General features: G+C 71.1%; 20 protein-coding genes. 6 read left to right on the top strand and 14 right to left on the bottom strand.

All coding sequences use genetic code 11. From position 1 onward, the window contains the following. Positions 1 to 20 precede the first annotated feature (20 nt). Positions 21 to 536 carry an exonuclease domain-containing protein gene (locus AC6H2I_RS11130; RefSeq protein ID WP_497500697.1) on the top strand — a complete coding sequence of 172 codons (516 nt, stop codon included), beginning with the start codon at positions 21 to 23 and terminating at the stop codon, positions 534 to 536. A 9-nt stretch (positions 537 to 545) separates the two neighbouring features. Here the strand turns inward: AC6H2I_RS11130 and AC6H2I_RS11135 are convergent, their stop codons facing one another. The 6 genes from AC6H2I_RS11135 to AC6H2I_RS11160 all read right to left on the bottom strand — a co-directional run bounded on the left by AC6H2I_RS11135 (position 546) and on the right by AC6H2I_RS11160 (position 5,649). Beyond that, a complete protein-coding gene (locus AC6H2I_RS11135; protein ID WP_497500698.1) occupies positions 546 to 1,259 on the bottom strand; it encodes a substrate-binding domain-containing protein in 714 nt (237 codons plus the stop codon). A 234-nt stretch (positions 1,260 to 1,493) separates the two neighbouring features. Next, the gene (locus AC6H2I_RS11140; protein ID WP_497500699.1) at positions 1,494 to 2,198 is read right to left on the bottom strand and encodes a fumarylacetoacetate hydrolase family protein; all 705 of its coding nucleotides are present in this window, start codon (positions 2,196 to 2,198) and stop codon (positions 1,494 to 1,496) included. Continuing rightward, a complete protein-coding gene (locus AC6H2I_RS11145; RefSeq protein WP_497500700.1) occupies positions 2,195 to 2,950 on the bottom strand; it encodes an ABC transporter permease in 756 nt (251 codons plus the stop codon). The genes AC6H2I_RS11140 and AC6H2I_RS11145 overlap by 4 nt, the downstream gene beginning before the upstream one ends. A 10-nt stretch (positions 2,951 to 2,960) precedes the next feature. Next, positions 2,961 to 3,776 (bottom strand): ABC transporter ATP-binding protein, encoded by an 816-nt coding sequence (locus AC6H2I_RS11150; protein ID WP_497500701.1) that lies wholly within the window; start codon positions 3,774 to 3,776, stop codon positions 2,961 to 2,963. 4 nt (positions 3,777 to 3,780) lie between these two features. Beyond that, positions 3,781 to 4,611, bottom strand: coding sequence for an ABC transporter permease (locus tag AC6H2I_RS11155; RefSeq protein ID WP_497500702.1), 831 nt, complete (start codon positions 4,609 to 4,611; stop codon positions 3,781 to 3,783). Between the two features lie 6 nt (positions 4,612 to 4,617). Then, positions 4,618 to 5,649: an ABC transporter substrate-binding protein gene (locus AC6H2I_RS11160; RefSeq protein ID WP_497500703.1), complete on the bottom strand. Its 1,032-nt coding sequence runs from the start codon at positions 5,647 to 5,649 to the stop codon at positions 4,618 to 4,620. A 234-nt stretch (positions 5,650 to 5,883) separates the two neighbouring features. Between AC6H2I_RS11160 and AC6H2I_RS11165 the strand changes: the two genes are divergently transcribed. Together AC6H2I_RS11165 and AC6H2I_RS11170 are read left to right on the top strand one after the other, a co-directional pair. After that, positions 5,884 to 6,561 (top strand): FadR/GntR family transcriptional regulator, encoded by a 678-nt coding sequence (locus AC6H2I_RS11165; RefSeq protein WP_497500704.1) that lies wholly within the window; start codon positions 5,884 to 5,886, stop codon positions 6,559 to 6,561. Positions 6,562 to 6,652: 91 nt separating this feature from the next. Next, positions 6,653 to 7,312, top strand: coding sequence for an HAD-IA family hydrolase (locus tag AC6H2I_RS11170; RefSeq protein WP_497500705.1), 660 nt, complete (start codon positions 6,653 to 6,655; stop codon positions 7,310 to 7,312). 13 nt (positions 7,313 to 7,325) lie between these two features. Here AC6H2I_RS11170 and AC6H2I_RS11175 read toward each other — a convergent pair whose 3' ends face one another. From AC6H2I_RS11175 to AC6H2I_RS11200, 6 genes are all read right to left on the bottom strand, one after another. Continuing rightward, entirely contained in the window at positions 7,326 to 8,276 is a 951-nt protein-coding gene (locus AC6H2I_RS11175) for a branched-chain amino acid ABC transporter permease (RefSeq protein WP_497500795.1), read from the bottom strand. A 31-nt stretch (positions 8,277 to 8,307) separates the two neighbouring features. Next, positions 8,308 to 9,198, bottom strand: a complete 891-nt coding sequence (locus AC6H2I_RS11180) for a branched-chain amino acid ABC transporter permease (protein ID WP_497500706.1) — start codon at positions 9,196 to 9,198, stop codon at positions 8,308 to 8,310. Between the two features lie 72 nt (positions 9,199 to 9,270). After that, complete coding sequence (locus AC6H2I_RS11185) at positions 9,271 to 10,482, bottom strand: ABC transporter substrate-binding protein (RefSeq protein ID WP_497500707.1); 1,212 nt, start codon at positions 10,480 to 10,482, stop codon at positions 9,271 to 9,273. Positions 10,483 to 10,591: 109 nt separating this feature from the next. Beyond that, positions 10,592 to 11,284, bottom strand: coding sequence for an ABC transporter ATP-binding protein (locus tag AC6H2I_RS11190; RefSeq protein WP_497500796.1), 693 nt, complete (start codon positions 11,282 to 11,284; stop codon positions 10,592 to 10,594). Between the two features lie 37 nt (positions 11,285 to 11,321). Further along, positions 11,322 to 12,137: an ABC transporter ATP-binding protein gene (locus AC6H2I_RS11195; RefSeq protein WP_497500708.1), complete on the bottom strand. Its 816-nt coding sequence runs from the start codon at positions 12,135 to 12,137 to the stop codon at positions 11,322 to 11,324. 425 nt (positions 12,138 to 12,562) lie between these two features. Then, complete coding sequence (locus AC6H2I_RS11200) at positions 12,563 to 13,036, bottom strand: MarR family winged helix-turn-helix transcriptional regulator (protein WP_497500709.1); 474 nt, start codon at positions 13,034 to 13,036, stop codon at positions 12,563 to 12,565. Positions 13,037 to 13,543: 507 nt separating this feature from the next. Between AC6H2I_RS11200 and AC6H2I_RS11205 the strand changes: the two genes are divergently transcribed. Together AC6H2I_RS11205 and hemB are read left to right on the top strand one after the other, a co-directional pair. Continuing rightward, positions 13,544 to 14,389: a metallophosphoesterase family protein gene (locus AC6H2I_RS11205; RefSeq protein ID WP_497500710.1), complete on the top strand. Its 846-nt coding sequence runs from the start codon at positions 13,544 to 13,546 to the stop codon at positions 14,387 to 14,389. Positions 14,390 to 14,453: 64 nt separating this feature from the next. After that, on the top strand, positions 14,454 to 15,467 hold the full coding sequence (gene hemB, locus AC6H2I_RS11210; RefSeq protein WP_497500711.1) for a porphobilinogen synthase: 1,014 nt from the start codon (positions 14,454 to 14,456) through the stop codon (positions 15,465 to 15,467). A 60-nt stretch (positions 15,468 to 15,527) separates the two neighbouring features. Here hemB and AC6H2I_RS11215 read toward each other — a convergent pair whose 3' ends face one another. Together AC6H2I_RS11215 and AC6H2I_RS11220 are read right to left on the bottom strand one after the other, a co-directional pair. Further along, positions 15,528 to 17,150, bottom strand: a complete 1,623-nt coding sequence (locus AC6H2I_RS11215) for a CYTH and CHAD domain-containing protein (protein WP_497500712.1) — start codon at positions 17,148 to 17,150, stop codon at positions 15,528 to 15,530. A gap of 100 nt (positions 17,151 to 17,250) precedes the next feature. Beyond that, a complete protein-coding gene (locus AC6H2I_RS11220; RefSeq protein WP_497500713.1) occupies positions 17,251 to 17,766 on the bottom strand; it encodes a SixA phosphatase family protein in 516 nt (171 codons plus the stop codon). Positions 17,767 to 17,915: 149 nt separating this feature from the next. On the opposite strand from AC6H2I_RS11220, the gene AC6H2I_RS11225 reads away from it, so the two are divergent. After that, positions 17,916 to 20,063, top strand: coding sequence for an RNA degradosome polyphosphate kinase (locus AC6H2I_RS11225; protein ID WP_497500714.1), 2,148 nt, complete (start codon positions 17,916 to 17,918; stop codon positions 20,061 to 20,063). The last annotated feature ends 2 nt before the right edge of the window (positions 20,064 to 20,065 follow it).

Consider the following 20,065-nt stretch of genomic DNA (forward strand, 5'->3'; position numbering starts at 1 on the left):
CCCGGTGTAGGGTGGCGGCGATGATCACCTTCGCCGCCATCGATTTCGAGACCGCCGACCAGGGCCGCGACAGCGCGTGCGCGGTGGCGGTGGTGCTGGTCGAGGAGGGACGGATCGCGCAGCGCGTGTCGCGCCTGATCCGCCCTCCCCGCTCCCGCTTCCTGTTCACCCACATCCATGGCCTGACCTGGGAGGACTGCCGCGCCGCGCCCGATTTCGCCGGGGTCTGGCCGGACCTTCTTCCGCTGCTCGCGCGCGCCGAGGTGCTGGTCGCCCACAACGCGCCCTTCGACCGCGGCGTCCTCCACGCCTGCTGCGCCGCCCATGGGCTGGCGCCGCCGCCGCACCGCTTCGCCTGCACCGTGCGCATGGCGCGCGCCGCCTGGGACCTCCGGCCGACCCGGCTGCCCGACGTCTGCCGCCACCTGTGCATCCGCCTGAACCACCACGACGCCCTGTCCGACGCCGAGGCCTGCGCCGCGATTGCGCTGGCCGCGTTCCAGGACGGCCATGCCCCGGCCGCCTACGCCCGCTGAGCCGCGCCGTCAGGCTGCCGCGAAGCCGTACCGCCGCAGCACCGCCTGCCCGTCGGGACCGAGGATGCGCCGCGCCAGGGCCTCGCCGCGGGGCGTCAGCACCACCAGCCCGTAGGTGGCGCCGACGGCGAGGGCGGGCGGCGGCGCCACGACGCCCAGCCCGGGCGCCTCGGCGACCGCCAGCGCGGCGTTGGTCCGGTAGGTGAGAAGCAGGTCGACCGTCCCGCGCTCCAGCAGCCAGGCGTAGACGCAGCGGCCGGGCGGCGGCGGCGCGCAGCCCGGCCCGCCGGCCACCGCCCGGGCCTTGCGGCGCAGGGCGTCGGCGCTGCCGGGCCGCACCGCGTCGGCGCGGCCGAACAGCGCCCAGGCGTAGTCGCCGGCCGGATCGCTGCCCGGGGTGGAGATCCCCACGCGCACGGCCGGGTCGAGCATCCGGTCCAAGAGCGTCTCCGGCGTCACCGCCAGGGCCGGCCGCACCAGGGCGCAGAGCGCGTTGCCGGCGAACGGACGCACCGGCCCGGCCCGCCCGGCCGCGTGGAGGGACGCCGGATGCTCCAGGTCGGCGGAGGCGAAGAGGTCCGCCCGCTCCCCCGCGGCGAGCCGCGCCTTCAGGGTGCCCGACGGCCCGAATCGGGCCGCCACCGCCTCGCCCGTCGCCCGGCGGTGCAGGTCGGCCAGCGCGCCCAGCGCCGCCGCCAGGCTGCCAGCGGCGTAGAGAATCACCGCATCCGCATCCGCATCCGCATCCACCCCTTCCCCCTTTCGCGCCCGCCGGTCCCCGGTCAGGCGGGCATGGTACGGCGCGGCGCGCGGGGACGCACGCCCGTGGGCGGGATGCCGAACCGCCGCTTGACGGCGGTCCCGACCTTGGCGGGGGTGCCGTCGCCGGCGTCCAGGACGTCACGGACCCGCGCCCCCCGGCCCGGCCGACCGCCGGACCCGGGGGGCGGTCCCGGCTCACACCACCGTGACGGTCAGCTCGCCCACCCCCGCCACGCCGCCGGTCATGACGTCGCCGCGCTGCACGGCGCCCACACCGGCCGGGGTTCCGGTCATGATGAGGTCACCGGGGCGCAGCTCGAACAGGCCGGACAGGTAGGAGATCATCTCCGGCACCTTCCAGATCATCTGGTTGATGTCGCCGGTCTGGCGGCGCGTCCCATTGACGTCCAGCCACACCGCCGCGCTCTCGGGGTGGCCGATGGCCGAGGCCGGCACCAGCGGCGAGCACGGGGCGGAGTGCTCGAACGCCTTGCCGATCTCCCACGGCCGGCCGAGCTTCTTCATCTCGCCCTGCAGGTCGCGCCGGGTCATGTCGAGGCCGACGCCGTAGCCGTAGACGCAGGCCATGGCCTGGTCCACCGGGATGTCGCGGCCGCCCGTGCCCAGGGCCACCACCATCTCGATCTCGTAGTGGACGTCCTTGGTGGCGTCGGGATAGGGGAACTCGGCCCCCAGCAGCAGGTTGTCCGGGTTCTTCTGGAAGAAGAAGGGCGGCTCGCGGTTCGGGTCGTGCCCCATCTCGATCGCGTGGTCGGCGTAGTTGCGGCCGACGCAGTAGATGCGGTGCACCGGGAACAGCCCGGCCTCGCCCTGCACCGGCAGCGCCGGCAGCGGCTGCGGCTCGACGACGTAGGCGACGGCCTTGTCCATGACGGTCATTGTCTCACTCCAGCGTAGTATTCGATTTTCTTTTCAAGCAGTCCAACCCCTTCGGCGACCAGCATCGCGAAGGCGAAGATCAGGATGGTCAGCGCCCAGAACTTCTCCATCAGGAAGTTGCGGGAATACAGCTCGAACAGCTCGCCATAGCCGATGATCGAGATGAGAAGCTGGCCGATGACGACCCCCTTGACGCCGCGGATCATGCCCAGCCGGATGCCGGCGAGGATCTCCGGCAGGGCCGACAGCACCACCACCCGCATCAGGAGCTGGCGGCGGCTGGCGCCGTAGCTGCGGGCCATCTCCACCAGCGAGGGCGGAACGTGCTGCACGCCCGCCCGGGTGTCCAGCACGATGATCCACACCGCGAACAGGAACACGGTGGCCACCACCGTCGTCTCGCCCATCCCGAACAGGATCATCAGCACCGGCACCAGCGCCGACAGGGGCGCCGAGACGAACACGTTGACCCACATGCCGAGCAGCCGGTCGGCCGCCGGCACCCGCCCCATCAGCAGCCCGAGCGGCACGCCGATGGACACCGCCAGCCCCATGCCGAGGGCGAACGCCCACAAGGTGGTGACCGTCGCGCTCTGGAAGGTGGCGGTGTTCACCAGCTCCCAGGTGGCGGCCAGCACGCCGGTGAAGGGCGGGACCAGGAAAATCAGGTCGAGCCGGCCGACCACCTCCCACAGGGCGCACCAGACGATGAGCGAGGCCATCATCGGCACGCGCACTCCCAGCACGGTCATGACGCCCCCCTCATTCCACGAAGTCGCGCAGGCTGTGCCAGATCTCCTCGACGGTGTCGAGGTAGTGCTGGTCGCGGCGGATCTCGTCGGGCGAGCCGGCGCGGTCGATCGCCGGTTCGATCACCTGGTTGATGCGACCCGGGCGGCGCGACAGCATGACGATGGCGTCCGACAGGTAGACCGCCTCCTCGATGGAGTGGGTGACGAACAGGAAGGTCTTGTTCTCCTGGTGGCGCAGGCGCAGCAGGTCCTCCTGGAACTTGCGGCGGGTCTGCTCGTCCACGGCCGAGAACGGCTCGTCGAGCAGCAGCACCTCGGCGCTGACCGCCAGCGCACGGGCCAGGCCGACGCGCTGGCGCATGCCGCCCGACAGCTCATGCGGGTAGCGCTCCTCGAAGCCGGCGAGCCCGACCTCCTGGATCCAGTGGCGCGCCGTGTCATGGCGTTCCGCCTTGGCCACGCCGCGCATCTCCAGCCCGAAGGCCACGTTGGCGATGACGGTGGCCCAGGGCATCAGGGCGAAGTCCTGGAAGACGAAGGCGCGCTCCGGCCCCGGGCCGCGCACCGCACGGCCGTTGACCAGCACCTCCCCCGCCGTCGGCTCCAGCAGGCCGGCGATGATCTTCAGCAAGGTCGTCTTGCCGCAGCCGCTGGGGCCGAGCAGCGTCGTCAGCTTGCCGCGGGCGATGTCGAGGTCGATGTCCTTCAGCGCCTCGATGGAGCCGCCGTAGCGCTTGGTGATGCCGCGGACCTGGACGACGGCGTCGGCGGCGGCGGCGTGCGGGCGCCCGGCGCGGGCCGGGTCGATGCGGCGGACCGCTCCCATGGGCTCAGATTCCCTTCTTTTCCGGACGGAAGAGCGCCACCTCGACCCGCTGCAGCACGGCCAGCGTGACCGCGGAGAAGACGATGATCGAGGCGATGGACGCGTACATTTCCGCGTAGTTGGCGATCGAGCGGTGATAGGTGATGAGGTCGCCGACGCCGGTCGGGGTGATCAGCAGCTCCGCCAGGATCACGCCGATGAAGCCGGCCGAGACGCCGAGGCGCAGACCGGCGAAGATCACCGGGCTGGCGTCGGGGATGACGATGCGCACCACCCGCCGCCAGGGGGAGGCGAGGAACGAGCGGGCCATCGCCAGCAGGGACGGGTTGACGTTGCGCACCGCCTTGTAGCCGTTCAGGGCGATCACCGGCAGGGCCATCAGGCAGACCGCCAGCACCTTGGCGGTCAGGCCGATGCCGTAGACGAAGGTCACCAGCGGGATCAGGGCGGCCATCGGGGCGGCCTGCAGGACGATGAACACCGGCGCGCCGATCCACTCGGCGCCACGGCGCAGCCCCATCAGCACGCCGACGCTCACCCCGAGCACGGCGGAGATGGCGACGCCGATGACCAGGGGCAGCAGGGTGGTGGCGAAGGCGGCGGGCAGGCTGCCGTCGGCCACCATGGCGGCGAAGGCGCCGGCGGTGGCGGTGACGGTGGGAAAGGCGTAGCTGACGGGGATGCGGCCGGCGACCTCCCAGACCAGGCAGAACAGGGCGATGGAGGCGAGGCGCCAGGCGAGCGCGCCGCCGGCGGCGGCGCCCGCCGCGACCGCGCGCCCCATCCGGGAGGCGGCGAACGGCGCCGCTCCCGGGTCGTGCACGGTGGAGCTCATGGCCGGCTACTTCCGTCCGATCTTGGCCAGCACGGCGTCGAGCGGCCGCAGGTCCCAGAAATCGGCGACCGCGAGGGCGCCGGCCTCCCCCTGAAGCTGGCCCGACAGGGTGTAGAAGGCGAAATCGTCCTGCACCGCCGCCGCGCCGCCGCCGTTCAACGGCAGCATGCCGCTCTCCGCCGCCTCGCGGTAATAGGGCTGGATGTCGGCCACCAGCTCCTTGGGCAGGTCGGGCAGCAGGTTGTGCTTGGTCCGCAGCCCCGCCACCGAATCCGGCGCGGCGTTGACCTCCCGCCAGGTGGTCAGCAGGCTCTCCACCAGGATCTCCACCACGTCCATCTCGCGGGTGAGATAGTCGGTGTTGGCGTAGAGGGCCTCGTCGGTGGCGCTGACGCCGTCCATCGGCAGCACGGCGAAGGTGTCCGGCGCCTTGTCCATCAGGATCCGGCGGTTGGTGCTGTCGACGATGGTGGCGTCGATCGTGCCTTGCAGCATCGCCCCGGCCCGCACCTCCGACCCCGGCACGTAGCTGATGTTCTTGTAGGCGATGCCGTGCTTGTCGGCCATCAGGCGCATGATCGCCTCGGTGCCGGAGCCGCGCGAGTGCACCGTGATCTCCTGCCCGTCGAGATCCTTCCACTCCTTGTACTTGGCGGTGTTGACGATGGGATAGAAGTTCAGCGTGCTCATCTGGTAGAAGAAGCGGATCGGCGCCTTCACCTTCTGCACCAGGGCGTAGGGCGCGCCGACGCCGATGTCGGCCTGGCCGCCCACCACCGCCTGGGCGGCGATGTCCTCGGACTTGAAGTAGGTCACCGCCACGTCGACGCCCCGCTCCTTGGCGCGCTCCAGCGCGATGAGGAAGTGCAGGGATTCCACCGAGGCGATGTCGCCGAAGGCGACCCGCACGGTGCCGGCGGCCGTGGCGGCGCCCGGCGCCAGGCCGACGCTGGCCGCCACGGCGACGGCCGCGCCCATGACGAGCGCGCGGCGGAACAGGCTGCGCCGCGTCGCGCGGCGGACGGCTGATGCGAACATGATCTCTCCTCCCCATGTGCGGCCCGGTTCGGCCCCGGCGGCGTTGGTCGCCCGCCTCGCGGCCGGGCGCCAATCCGTACCAATTTGATATTGGTATGGAGCAGATTCGATCGTCGGTCAAGCCAACGATTGGCCTACAACACAGTTTGGCGAGGATCCGCCACGTGGCTCTTGCGCGTCGCCGCGAACTTGAGCATAACCAATTTTGTGATTGGTCCACGATGGTGCGCGCAGATGAGCAACGGTGAGAACGCCGCCCTGGTCCAGCTGCGGGCCTTCCTCGCGGCCGTCGAGCTGCCGTTCGACAGCCGCCTGCCGCCGGAGCGCGAGCTCAGCGAGCGGCTGGGCGTGCCGCGCCCGGCGCTGCGCAAGGCGCTGGCGGTGCTGGAGCAGGAAGGCCAGATCTGGCGCCACGTCGGCAAGGGAACCTTCGTCGGCAACCGGCCGCTCGACAACCACGCCGACGTCGCCGCGATGGCCCGCCACACCAGCCCGGCGGAGGTCATGCGCACCCGCCTGCTGCTGGAGCCGGAGGTCGCCGCCCAGGCGGCGATCATGGCCTCGCCCGCCCATGTCGCGGAGATGCGCACCTGCCTGGCCCGCGCCCGCTCGGCCGCGACCTGGCGCCAGTACGAGAACCTGGACAACCGCTTCCACCGCGCCATCGCCGAGGCGACCCAGAACGGCCTGCTGCTGGCGCTGCTCGACACCCTGAACGCGGTGCGCCGCGCCGTCACCTGGGGGCGCCTGCGGGCCGGCCGCGACCGGCCGCCGGCCGACCATCACAGCTTCGCCGAGCACGACGGCATCGTCGCCGCCATCGCCGACCGCGACGCCGACCAGGCCCGCCGCCGGATGCGCGCCCACCTGGAGCAGGTCGGCCGCAACCTGCTGCGCTCGGAGCTGACCTGACCGGACAGGGTTTGACAAGCCGGGCCGGGATCACCATACCGCAGACGGACGGCCGCGGCCGTCCACCGATTCCGCAACCGGCGAACGGCCCATGACACCACCCCCCCTGCCCCGCTGCGTCATCTTCGACCTGGACGGCACGCTCGTCGACAGCGAGGTGCTGAACGCGCGCGGGTTCTGCGAGCTGCTGGACACGCTGCACCTGACCAGCGACGAGATGCGGCGTGCCTACCGCGGCTGGCGGCTCGACGCCGTGGTGAAGGAACTCGGCGAGCGCTACGGCATCGCCGTGCCCGACGGCTTCGTCCCGGCCTACCGCAGCCATGTGGCCGAGCTCTACCGGACCGAGCTGCGGGCCTTCGAGGGAGTCGCCGAAGCCCTGGAGGCGATGGCGGTCCCGGTGTGCGTCGCCTCCAACGCGCCGCGCACCAAGATCGAGGCGGCGCTGGAGTCGACGGGGCTGCGCCACCACTTCGGCGACCGCGTCTACAGCGCCTACGAGGTCGGCAGGTGGAAGCCGGACCCCGCCCTGTTCCTGGCCGCCGCCGCCGGCATGGGCGTCAGCCCCGGCGACTGCGTGGTGGTGGAGGACAGCGACGTCGGCCTGCAGGCGGCGACCGCCGCCGGCATCCGGTGCGTGCTCTACGCCCCCGAGCCGGCGGCGAGCGACGCCGAGCGCGCCGTGTTCCGCCACTACGCCGATCTGCACCGGGCCATCGCCACCTTGTGCGCGGACACCGCGGCGCGGTGACGCGGCGCCGCCCTCACGTCGTTCGCGCCCCCAGCCGGTGGGCGATCTCACCGACGATGCCGCGGCGGAACAGCAGCACGCAGACCACGAAGATGGCGCCGATCACCACGGTGACCGGCCATTGGGTCGCCGCGAGGTAGTTCTGCAGCGTGACCACCAGGGTCGCGCCGACCGCCGGCCCGAACAGCGTGCCCATGCCGCCCAGCAGGGTCATCAGCACCACCTCGCCCGACATCTGCCACGTCACGTCGGTCAGGCTGGCCAGCTGGAACACCAGCGCCTTGGTGGCCCCGGCCAGCCCGGCCAGGGCCGCCGAGAGCACGAAGGCCAGGAGCTTGTGCTGCTCCACCCGATAGCCCAGCGACACCGCCCGGGCCTCGTTCTCGCGGATCGCCTTGAGCACCTGGCCGAAGGGCGAGTGAACGGTGCGCCACACCACCGCAAAGCCGGTCAGGAACACCGCCAGCACCGTGTAGTACATGGCCAGCGGCGCGTTGAGGTCGATCACCCCGAACAGATGGCCACGCGGCACCGCCTGGATGCCGTCCTCGCCGCCGGTGAACGGAAGCTGAAGGGCCAGGAAGAAGACCATCTGGGCCAGCGCCAGGGTGATCATGGCGAAATAGATGCCCTGACGGCGGATGGCGATCCAGCCGAACACCAGCCCCAACGCCGCCGCCGCCGCCGTGCCCAGCAGGATGCCCAGCTCCGGCGTCAGACCCCACACCTTCACGGCGTGGGCGCTGACGTAGGCCGCCCCGCCGAAGAACGCCGCATGGCCGAAGGACAGCAGCCCGGCGAAGCCGATCAGCAGGTTGAAGGCGCAGGCGAACAGCGCGAAGCACAGCACCTTCATCACGAACACGGGGTAGAGCAGGAACGGGGCCGCCAGCAGCAGCGCCAGCAGCGCCGCCCCGCCCAGCCAGCGCAGCGCCGGCCCCGCCGCCCTGCGCCCGCCGGCCATCCGCTGCACCGCTTCGGTCTGGGTCACCATGCTACCTCTCGCGTCCGAACAGTCCCGCCGGGCGGATCAGCAGGACGACGATCATCACCACGAAGATGACGATGTTGGAGGCCTCGGGGTAGAAGACCTTGGTCAGGCCCTCCAGGATGCCGAGGCCGAACCCGGTGACCACGGCACCCAGGATCGAGCCCATGCCGCCGATCACCACCACGGCGAAGACAACGATGATGAGGTTGGCCCCCATCAGCGGGTTGACCGAATAGATCGGCGCCGCCAGGACCCCGGCGAAGCCGGCCAGCGCCACCCCGAAGCCGTAGGTCAGGGTGATCATCACCGGCACGTTGATGCCGAAGGCCTGGACCAGCACCGGGTTCTCGGTGGCGGCGCGCAGATAGGCGCCGAGTCGGGTGCGCTCGATCACGAACCAGGTGCCCAGGCAGACCAGCGCCGAGGCCACCACCACCCAGGCGCGGTAGTTGGGCAGGAACATGAAGCCGAGGTTCTGCCCGCCCTGGAGGGCGGCGGGAATCGGATACGGCTGCCCCGACACGCCGTACCAGTGGCGGAACATGCCCTCGACGATCAGTGCCAGCCCGAAGGTCAGCAGCAGGCCGTAGAGGTGGTCGAGCTTGTAGAGCCGGCTCAGCATCGTCTTTTCCAGGACAATGCCGAAGGCGCCGACGATGAGCGGGGCCAGCAGGAGCGAGGGCCAATAGCCGATCCCGGCGTAGGTCAGCAACAGCCACGCCACGAAGGCGCCCAGCATGTAGAGGGCGCCATGGGCGAAGTTGATGACGTTCAGCATGCCGAAGATGACCGCCAGCCCGAGGCTCAGCAGGGCGTAGAACGAGCCGTTGATGAGCCCGAGCAGAAGCTGCCCGAACAGCACCTGCGGCGGAATGCCGAAGATCTGGGCGAACACGGTCGGCGCCTCCCCGGGTCATGAAGGAGCCCCGCATCCGGCCGGCCGGCCGGATGCGGGGGAACAGGCGGCCTATTGGGCGCCGGCGACCAGCGGGCAGCCGCTTTCGGCGGCCGAGGCGTAGGCGTCCGCGCCGGGGATGGTGCGGACGATCTCGTAGTAGTCCCAGGCCCCCGTGGAGGCCGAGGGCGCCTTCACCCGGGCCAGATACATGTCGTGGATCATCCGCCCGTTGGGCAGGATCTTGGCGTTGCGGGCGAACATGTCGCTGACCGGCAGCGTCCGCATCTGCTTGGCGACGGCGTCGGCGTCGTCGGTTCCGGCGGCCTCCACGGCCTTCAGGTAGTGTTTGACCGCGGAATAGACGCCGGCCTGCACCATGGTCGGCTTGGCGCCGGTCGTCGCCTCGAACTTGGTCGACCACGCCCGGGTCTGGTCGTCCATGTCCCAGTAGAACCCGGTGGTGAGCATCAGCCCCTGCGCCTTCTCCAGGCTCAGCGCGTGGACGTCGGTGAGGAAGAGGAGCAGGCCGGCGAGCTGCTGGCCGGCCTGGGTGATGCCGAATTCCGAGGCCTGCTTGATCGAGTTGATGGTGTCGCCGCCGGCGTTGGCGAGGCCGATCACGTTGGCGCCCGACCCCTGCGCCTGGAGGAGGAAGGAGGAGAAGTCCTGGGTGCTCAGCGGGTGGCGCACGGTGCCCACGACCTCGCCCCCGTTGGCCGTCACCACGGCCGCCGTGTCGGCCTCGAGCTGATGGCCGAAGGCGTAGTCGGCGGTCAGGAAGAACCAGGTCTTGCCGCCTTCCTTGACCATGGCGTTGCCGGTGCCGCGGGCCAGCGCGGTGGTGTCGTAGGCCCAGTGGAAGCCGTAGGGCGAGCAGGACTTGCCGGACAGCGCCGCGGTGGCCGCGCCGGACACCAGGAAGATCCGCTTCTTGTCCCGGGTGACTTCCTGCACCGCGAGGGCGACGCCGGAGTTGGGGACGTCGGCGATGACGTCCACCCCGTCGCGGTCGATCCATTGCCGGGCGATGTTGGACCCGATGTCGGCCTTGTTCTGATGGTCGGCGACCACCACCTCCACCGGCTTGCCGGCGACCTTGCCGCCCATCTCCTCCGCGGCCATGCGGGCGGCCACCGCCGACCCTTCGCCGCCCAGGTCGGCGTAGAGGCCGGAGCGGTCGTTCAGCACGCCGATCCTCACCACGTCTCCGGACACCTGCGCCTGAGCGGCGCCGGCCGACAGCGCGGCCAGCGCGGCCCCCGCCAGTATGCGTGCGATCATGTCCTGTCCTCCCTGAATCCTGTTGGCGTGCGTGCCGTTGATCTGTTGGCGCCGATCCGGCTGGCGTCGACCCGGGTGCCCCGGGGTCGCGTCCCGGCCGGCGCGGCCCTCACACCCCGAGGCGCTCGTGCAGGCGGCCCATGTTGGCCGCCAGCGCGTCGTTCGGGATCATGTCGACGATGCGCCCGTCCTCCATGACGTAGTGGCGGTCGGCCAGCGTCGCGGCGAAACGGAAGTTCTGTTCGACCAGGAGAATGGTGAATCCCTTCGCCTTGAGCGCGCGGATGAGGGCGCCGATCTGCTGGACGATCACCGGGGCCAATCCTTCGGTCGGCTCGTCGAGCAGAAGCAGGGTCGCCCCGGTGCGCAGGATGCGCGCGATCGCCAGCATCTGCTGCTCGCCACCGGACAGGCGCGTGCCCTGGCTGCGGCGGCGTTCGCGCAGATTGGGAAACAGCCCGAGGATCTCCTCCAGGTCCATGCCGCCGTCGCGCAGCCTGGGCGGCAGCAGCAGGTTCTCCTCCACGTCCAGGCTGGCGAAGATGCCGCGCTCCTCCGGCACGAAGCCGAGGCCGAGGCGGGCGATGCGGTGCGGCGGCAGGGCGATGGTTTCCCGGCCCTCCATCCGGATCGTCCCCTGGCGGCGGGGAACGATGCCCATGATCGAGCGCAACGCGGTGGTCTTGCCGGCGCCGTTCCGCCCCAGAAGGGTCACCACCTCACCCCGGGGAATGGCCAGGCTGACGCCGTGCAGGACGTGGGATTCGCCATACCATGCGTGGAGGTCCGCCACCTCCAGCATCGCCTCCCCGGTCACCGCGGCGGAGTCCCGGACGGCATCAGGCACGGGCCGCCTCCCCTGCGTCGGGGCCGGCGGTGGGCGAACTGGCGGCGGGGGAGCTGGCGGCGTCGGTCCCCATGTAGGCCTCCATCACCCGGGGATCGCGGGACACCACGGCGTAGGGTCCCTCCGCCAGGACCTCGCCGCGCGCCAGCACGGTGATGGTGTCGGACAGGTCGGCGACGACGCTCAGGTTGTGCTCGACCATCAGAATGGTGCGGTCGCGCGCCACCGCCCGGACCAGCGCGGCGATCCGCCCGATGTCTTCGTGCCCCATGCCCGCCATCGGCTCGTCCAGCAGCAGCATCTCCGGCTCCAGGGCCAGCGTCGTCGCGATCTCCAGGGCCCGCTTGCGCCCGTAGGGCAGCTCGGCCGCCAGGGACCCGGCATGGTCCGCCAGGCCGACCGCGTCGAGCAGCTCCAGCGCGCGCCCGTCGAGCGCGGTCAGCGCCCGCTCCGGGGTCCAGAAATGGAACGAGGTGCCGAGCGGCCGCTGCAGCGCCACCCGCACGTTCTCCAGCAGCGTGAGATGGGCGAACACCGCGGAGATCTGGAACGAGCGGACGATCCCCAGGCGCGCCACGTCGGCCGGCCGCATGGCCGTGATGTCGCGGCCGCGATAGACGATGCGCCCGCCGGTCGGCTGGAGGAACTTGGTCAGAAGGTTGAAAACGGTCGTCTTGCCGGCCCCGTTGGGGCCGATCAAGGCATGGATGGTGCCGCGCCGCACCCGCAGGTCCACGTTGCGCACCGCAACGAAGCCGCGGAACTCCTTCGTCAGCGCCCGCGTCTCCAGGATGACGTCGTCGGCCATCGCCCTCCCCGAACGCTGCGTCCGGTCCCATCGGCCCACCACACGCCCGGCGGCACCGCGCGCGCCGCCGATCGAGGCCCCCTCCACAGTTTGTATTCTATACTGTTCAGCAGACCGATCAACAAGTCATGCGGCCGGGCCATCCGTCGCCGGCGGCCGGGTGGCGCCGAACGGCACGCCACCGGCAGAGCGGACGGGACTCTTGCCCGGGACGCGGCGGTCGACCGGCGGGGCGGGGAGCAGGCGGGGTGGTGGACGGGTGAGGGACGGCCGGAGAGCCGGAAGGGGACGGGGTTCTCCACGTCCAACGCGGTCTGATGACTGCCGCCGTCTGGCGAGCCATCCCCGCGCCGCCCGTGGCGCGCGCGGGGAACCGGCGATGATGCGGCCGGGCGGAGATAAGGAGACCGGGTTTCGGGCCGCCGTCAGGCGGCGGAGGTCAGCGGAAACCCGCTGTAGTCGAGCGACGCCGACCAGAAGCGCTCGAGCTTGCGCATCGTATCGTTGGCCTTGACCAGCTCCTCGTCGGAGAAACCGGCCTTCTCCAGCGCCTGGAGGTGGCGCTCGAACATCTGGCTGATCTTCTCGCGCAGGTCGAGGCCCTTGTCGGACAGGCGGACCCGCACCGACCGGCGGTCGTGGGGCGAGCGCTCCTGACCGAGATAGCCGTTCTCGACCATCTTCTTCACGTTGTATGACACGTTGGAACCGAGATAATAGCCTCGCGCCGTCAACTCGCCGACGGTCATCTCGTCCTCACCGATGTTGTAGAGGATGAGGCTCTGCACGTTGTTGATATCCTGGATGCCCAGGCGATCCAATTCCGTCTTCAACACCTCGAGAAAGTGGCGGTGAAGCCGCTCGATCAGAAGAATGCTCTCGTAATAGGGTTTGCGCACCGCGGTCTCCTTTGGCTCGTACCTAAGGCCCCCACGCCGTAGGCAAGCCCCGTGAGGGGGCCATGCGGGCACCTTAAGAACAGATTAACCGATCATTGGCCGGCAATCATCCCATTAATGCCGAAAAAAGCCGCTTTCTGTGACCATGTGTCACCCATTGGACATAATGCTGCCCATTCCCCGCGGCGATCCCGGCCGAGAACCGCCAAACCCATCGAGGCTTACGAACGTTTCGGTTTCGTCATGTCCTGTCCTGGTGGCATGACCGGGCGAATCGGGAGGATTCGGCGCCCCGACTCCGGCGCGCGCACGGTTGCTTGCCGTGCCGACCGGCCGCGCACATCTTCCCAGGCACGGCGCCACCGCTCCGCTCCCGCCGGTACGGCCGCGCTTGCGCCGGGAACCGCCGGCGGCCCGGCGAGTTGTGATGCCCAGGAACGGAACCGTGGCGGCTCCGGCAGACGCCACCGCCCTGCCCACGCCAACGAGCCGCCGAGGACGCCCGTCATGAAGATCCTGGCCCACATTTCCGACCTGCACTTCGGCCGCATCAACCCGGCGGTCGTCGACGGCCTGATCGGCGACCTGATGGAGCAGAAGCCGGACCTGGTCGTGATCTCCGGCGACCTGGTGCAGCGCGCGCAGCGCCGTCATTTCGAGGAGGCCCGGACGTTCCTGCAGCGCCTGCCGTTCCCCTATCTGGTGGTGCCGGGAAACCATGACATTCCCGTGTACAACGTGCTTCGACGCTTCACCGATCCGTTCCGCTACTACAAGCGGTACATCTCCCATGATCTCAGCCCGCTGCACGTCGACGACGAGATCGCCGTGCTCGGCCTCAACACGGCGCGCTCGGTGATCCTCGACTTCTCGCATGGCCGCGTCAACAAGGCGCAGATCGCCCGGGTCGACGAGGTGTTCCGCGACCTTCCCCCGTCGGTGTTCAAGGTCCTCTTCACCCACCACCCGTTCCTGCCGCCGCCCGACGCCCCGGGCACCCGGCTGGTCGGCCGCCACCGTCTCGCCCTCTCGACCCTCGAGGCCAGCGGCGTCGACCTGATGCTGGCCGGCCATCTCCACCGCGCCTATTCGGGCGACATCATGAGTTTCCACACCCAGGTGGCGCGCTCGATCCTGGTGGCGCAGGCGTCGACCGCCACCTCCACCCGTCTGCGCAACGAGGCCAACGCCTACAACCTGATCGCCATCGACCCGCCGGACATCGCCTTCGAGGTGCGCTCCTGGGAGGGTGCGGCCTTCACCGGCGGCCTGCTCAGCCGCTACCGGCGCGACGGGCTCCGCTGGGTTCTGACGGCGCAGGACACGGGATTCCGCAGGGCCGCAGCGCCTTGAGCCGACGCGGGCAATGGGCGTAGGATCCGGCCACTTCATTTCCGCAGCCGACGAAGCCCGCACGATGACCTCCCCCGCCCATCCGACGACCGGCGCCTTCCCGCGCGCCCGCCTGCGCCGCAACCGCGCCGACGCCTGGACCCGCCGCCTCGTCGCCGAACACCGCCTGAGCGTCGACGACCTGATCTGGCCGGTCTTCGCGATCGAGGGCGAGAACCGCCGCGAGCCGGTCGCCTCGATGCCCGGCGTCGAGCGGATGACCATCGACCGCCTGGTCGAGGCGGTCGCCCAGGCCGGTGACCTGGGCATCCCGTGCGTCGCCCTGTTCCCGGTGGTGCCGGCGACGAAGAAGTCGCTGGACGGCGCGGAATCCTACAACCCCGGGAACCTCATGAACCGGGCGATCCGCGCCGTGAAGGCGGCGGTGCCGGGGGTCGGGGTGCTGGGCGACGTCGCCCTCGACCCCTACACCAGCCATGGCCACGACGGCCTGCTGCGCGACGGCCGCATCGTCAACGACGACACGGTCGAGGTGCTGGCGCGCCAGGCGCTGTCCCAGGCCGAGGCCGGGGCCGACATCGTCGCCCCCTCCGACATGATGGACGGCCGCATCGGCGCCATCCGCGACCACCTCGACGCCCAGGGGCACGACCTCGTCCGGATCTGCGCCTACGCCGCCAAATACGCCTCGGCCTTCTACGGGCCGTTCCGCGACGCGGTGAACTCCGGCGGATTCCTGAAAGGCGACAAGCGCACCTACCAGATGGACGCCGGCAACAGCGACGAGGCGCTCCGCGAGGTGATGCTCGACCTCCAGGAAGGGGCGGACATGGTCATGGTGAAGCCGGGGCTTCCCTATCTCGACATCGTCCGGCGGGTGAAGGAGAGCTTCGCCGCGCCGACCTTCGCCTACCACACGTCGGGCGAGTACGCGATGCTCAGGGCCGCGGCCGCCAACGGCTGGCTGGACTACGAGGCGGCGATGATGGAAACCCTGGTGGGGTTCAAGCGCGCCGGCGCCGACGCGGTGCTGACCTACGCCGCGCTCGACGCCGCGCGGCGGCTCAAGGCGGGCTGACGCGCCGCCCGGCGCGTCGGGCTGGAGCGCCGCCCGGCGCGGCGCGTCGGACGGGGGGTGTCACCCCCAGAACGCCGGCGCCTCCCGGAACGCCTTCCACACCACGGCGAACCCCTTGCGCTGGCGCGCCGAGTCCCGGTCGAGACGGCGCACCGCCGCCGCGAGCGCGTCGTCCGCCTCACGGCCCGGGGCAAGACGGGAGAGCACCTTGCGGGCCACCGCCGCGTCGTGGCGGGCGTCGAGGGCGGCGAGGACGGCGTCCAGGGGCTCGGCGTAGGCACGGACCGCGGGCGCGGCGTAGAGGCCGCGGAAGAAGCCGACGGTGTAGCGCAGCCGCCGCAGCCGGCGGCGCAGGCGTTCCCCGGCCACCCCGGACGACGGGTCGGCGCCCTTGCCGGCCTTGCGGGCCCGTTCGTGCCGGGCGCCCAGCCAGGGGCCGGCCAGATCCGCCATCGGCCGCTCCAGCGCGGCGCGGCCCGCGGCGTCGGCGGCGCCGTGCCAGCGCCCCTCCTCCAGCCACGCCCCGAGCGCCAGGACGAGCGCCGTGCTGCGCGGCGCGAGCAACGCCGCGGCAGCCTTCTCCACCGGCCCGCGGCGCGCCGCGCGCACCGCCGCCTCCAGCGCCGCCAGCCCTGGCGGCGGGCGGTCGGCCGCCGCCAGGGGGACGACGGCGCAGCCCAGCGCCACGTCCCACGCCCGCAGGTCCCGAAGGTGGTCGGACAGCCAGCGCGTCTCGGCGCGCAGCCGCGCCTCCTCGCCCGATGCGATGACTCCGGAAAACAGCCGCAGCGCCGTGCGCAGCCGCCGCAGGGCGACCCGGATGCGGTGCACCGCGACCGGGTCGGCGTCGGCAAGGGCGCACGCCTCGTTGGCGAGGATCTGGCGCAGGGCATGGCGAACGACATGGCGGAAGGCGTCGCCGACGGTCGTCAGGGGCGAGAGCGCCAGGGGCTCCTCCTCGGCCGCCGCCGGTCGCCGCCCGGCGACCAGGCGGTAGCCCAGCTCGGCCTTGCTCTCGGTGGCGATGCGCACGGGCACGGCGGCCTGCAACCGCAGCGCCAGGTCGAACAGGCGTCCGACCGGACCGGAGCGCAGCTCCAGTTCGACCTCGCTGATCGCGATGTCGCCCCGCTCGGCGCGGATCGCCCCGTCGTCGATGGCGACCTCCACGGCGGTCAGCGGATCGGGGCGCAGCACGAACACGGTGCGCCGGACGTCGGTCTCGAAGAGCGGGCGCAGCCCGGTGCGGGCGTCGGCCGGCACCAGCGTCGCGGCGTCCCCGGTGGACAGCAGGCCGAGGTCCGGCCCCGCGCCCCGGGGGTCCAACGGCCACTCCCACTCGCGGCGCACGGCGATGGCCGCGGAGTCGCCGGGGCCGCCGGCGTTCACGGTCTTCAGCCCCTGGATGCGGCACCCGTCCTCGTCGCGCACCCGCAAGGCGATGCCGCGCTCGAACAGGCGGTGGTCGGCGGTGTCGAAGTAGACGGTGCGCAGGCGCCGGGTGGCCGGCGGCCCCTCGGCACCGTCCCGCAGCAGCGCAAGGGTGGCGACGCGGGGCAGGTCGGCGGGGTCGAGGAGCAGCCTCAGCTCGACCTCCCGGGCCACCGCGCCGGGTGGCCGGCCGGTCTCCCCGGTCCGGACGTTCGCCGCGGCCACCGCGCCCGCCACGGGCTCGGTCGGCACGGATTCGCCCGACGGGGGAGCGCTCGAGATCGGATCGCTCGACAAGGCGGTCTCCTCGGTCGCCGGCAACACACGGGCTCACATACTCCACTCCGCCGGCTCAGGCCAGCGTGCGCGGCCGTACGAACGCAATCAATCGCCCGGTCCCGCCCTCCAGCGCGGCCCAGTCCGGGACGTCCAGGGCAAGGGCGGCGCACGCCGCGGTCGGGAACTTGTCCCGCAGCGCGGCCATGTCGGCGGCCGCGCCGGAGCCGGCCAGCAGGGTCGCCAGCGCGTGCAGGTCGGGGTTGTGGGCCACCAGCATCAGCGACGCCGTCCCCGTCGGAACGGTCCGCAGCCGGTCCAGCAAGGCCTGGGAACCACAGAGATACAGCCCATGTTCCAGGTCGAGCGGCAGGTCGCCGCCGAGCGCCCCGGCGACGAGCTCCGCCGTCTCGACGGCGCGCCGGGCGGTCGAGCACAGAATCCGCTCCGGACGCATGGCGCGGCCCTGCAGGTGGCGGCCGACCAGCGGCGCCGCCATGCGCCCGCGTGGCGCCAGCGGACGGTCGTGGTCGGCCAGGCCCGGCTCGTCCCAGGAGGATTTCGCGTGGCGCAGGAGGTAGAGGGTCTTCATGGTCGGCGCTCCGGATCGGTGCGGGTGTGGCGCATGCGCGCGTCACCACGCGGGGGCAGCACGGGAGTCCCCAAAACGTCACGGACATGGGTTAACATCCGCGCCCGTTCCGACGCATATCCCATTTCCGAACCAGCAGCGAGGCTGCCGTGACCGCCCTCCAGGACATCGACGCGCCGCAGATCGAGCCGACCTCGGCCGACCGCTTCATCAATCGCGAGATCTCGTGGCTCGCCTTCAACCAGCGGGTCCTTGGGGAGGCGGCCAACCCCAATCACCCGATTCTGGAACGCCTGCGTTTCCTCTCGATCTCGGCCAGCAACCTCGACGAGTTCTACATGGTCCGCGTCGCCGGCCTGAAGGGGCAGGTCGCCGCAGGCGTCACCTCGCCGACCCCAGAGGGGCTGACGCCGGCGCAGCAGCTCAACGCCGTCAACCAGCGCATCATCGACCTGATGCAGGACCAGCAGTCCATGTGGCGCGTCCTGCGCGAGGCGCTGCGCGAGGCCGGCATCGCCGTCGTCGAACCGGACGAGCTGACCGACGCCGAGCGCGACTGGCTGGAAGCCAAGTTCCTCGACGACATCTTCCCGATCCTCACGCCGATCGCCGTCGACCCGGCCCACCCCTTCCCCTTCATCCCCAATCTGGGATTCTCGCTGGCGCTGCAGCTGCACGACCCGGTCAAGGGCACCCACCTCGATGCGCTGCTTCCGCTGCCGTCCCAGCTCGAGCGGTTCATCCGCCTGCCCGGCTCGGACATCCGCTTCATCCAGCTCGAGAAGACGGTCCTCACCTACATCGACCGCCTGTTCCCGCCGTTCCAGCTCAAGGCCAACGGCGTGTTCCGCATCCTGCGCGACAGCGAGATCGAGATCGAGGAAGAGGCCGAGGACCTGGTCCGCACCTTCGAGAGCGCGCTGAAGCGCCGGCGCCGCGGCAGCGTGATCCGGCTCGCCGTGGACAACGGCATGGCCGCCGACCTGCGCGAGTTCCTGCGCAACCAGCTCCACGTCAACACCGACGACGTGTTCGTGCTGGACGGGCTGATCGGCCTGTCCGACACCAAGCAGCTGATCGTCGACGAGCGGCCCGATCTGGTGTTCAGGCCCTTCAACGCCCGCTTCCCCGAGCGCATCCGCGACTTCGGCGGCGATTGCTTCGCGGCGATCCGCCACAAGGACATCGTGGTGCATCACCCCTACGAGAGCTTCGACGTGGTGGTGCAGTTCCTGCGCCAGGCGGCGCGCGACCCCCAGGTGGTGGCGATCAAGCAGACGCTCTACCGCACCAGCAAGGACTCGCCGATCGTCGCCGCGCTGGTGGAGGCGGCGGAAGCCGGGAAGTCGGTCACCGCGCTGGTGGAGCTGAAGGCCCGCTTCGACGAGGAGGCCAACATCTCCTGGGCCCGCGCGCTGGAACGCGCCGGCGCCCAGGTCGTCTACGGCTTCGTCGACCTCAAGACCCATGCCAAGGTGTCGCTGGTGGTGCGCCGCGAGAACAAGGCGCTGCGCTCCTACGTGCATTTCGGCACCGGCAACTACCACCCGATCACGGCCAAGATCTACACCGACCTGTCCTTCTTCACCTGCGACCCGGCGCTGTGCCACGACGCGGGCGTGATGTTCAACTTCATGACGGGATACGCCACGCCGAAGGTGCTGGAGAAGATCGCCATCGCGCCGATCACCCTGCGCCAGCAGCTCATGCGCCACATCAACGCCGAGATCGCCCACGCCGAGGCCGGCCGGCCCGCGCAGATTTGGGTCAAGCTGAACTCCCTGGTCGACCCGGAGATCATCGACAAGCTCTACGACGCCTCGCGCAAGGGCGTGCAGGTGGATCTGGTGATCCGCGGCATCTGCTGCCTGCGCCCGGGAATCAAGGGCCTGTCGGAGAACATCCGCGTGCGCAGCATCATCGGCCGCTTCCTGGAGCACAGCCGCATCGTCTGCTTCGCCAACGGCCACGCCCTGCCCAGCCCGCACGCCAAGGTCTACATCTCCTCGGCCGACTGGATGCCCCGCAACCTCGACCGCCGCATCGAGACCCTGGTGCCCCTGGAGAACCCGACGGTGCACGAACAGGTCCTCGACCAGATCATGGTGGCCAACCTCAAGGACGACGCGCAGTCCTGGACGCTGGGGCCCGACGGCGTGTACACCCGCGCCGAGGCGGGGCCGGACGCCTTCAACGTCCACAACTACTTCATGACCAACCCCAGCATGTCGGGCCGCGGCTCAGCGCTGACCGCCAAGCGCACGCCGCCGCGCCTGCGTCTCAAGACGGTGTCCTGACG

It is taken from the genome of Azospirillum sp. NS33 (assembly GCF_059703765.1).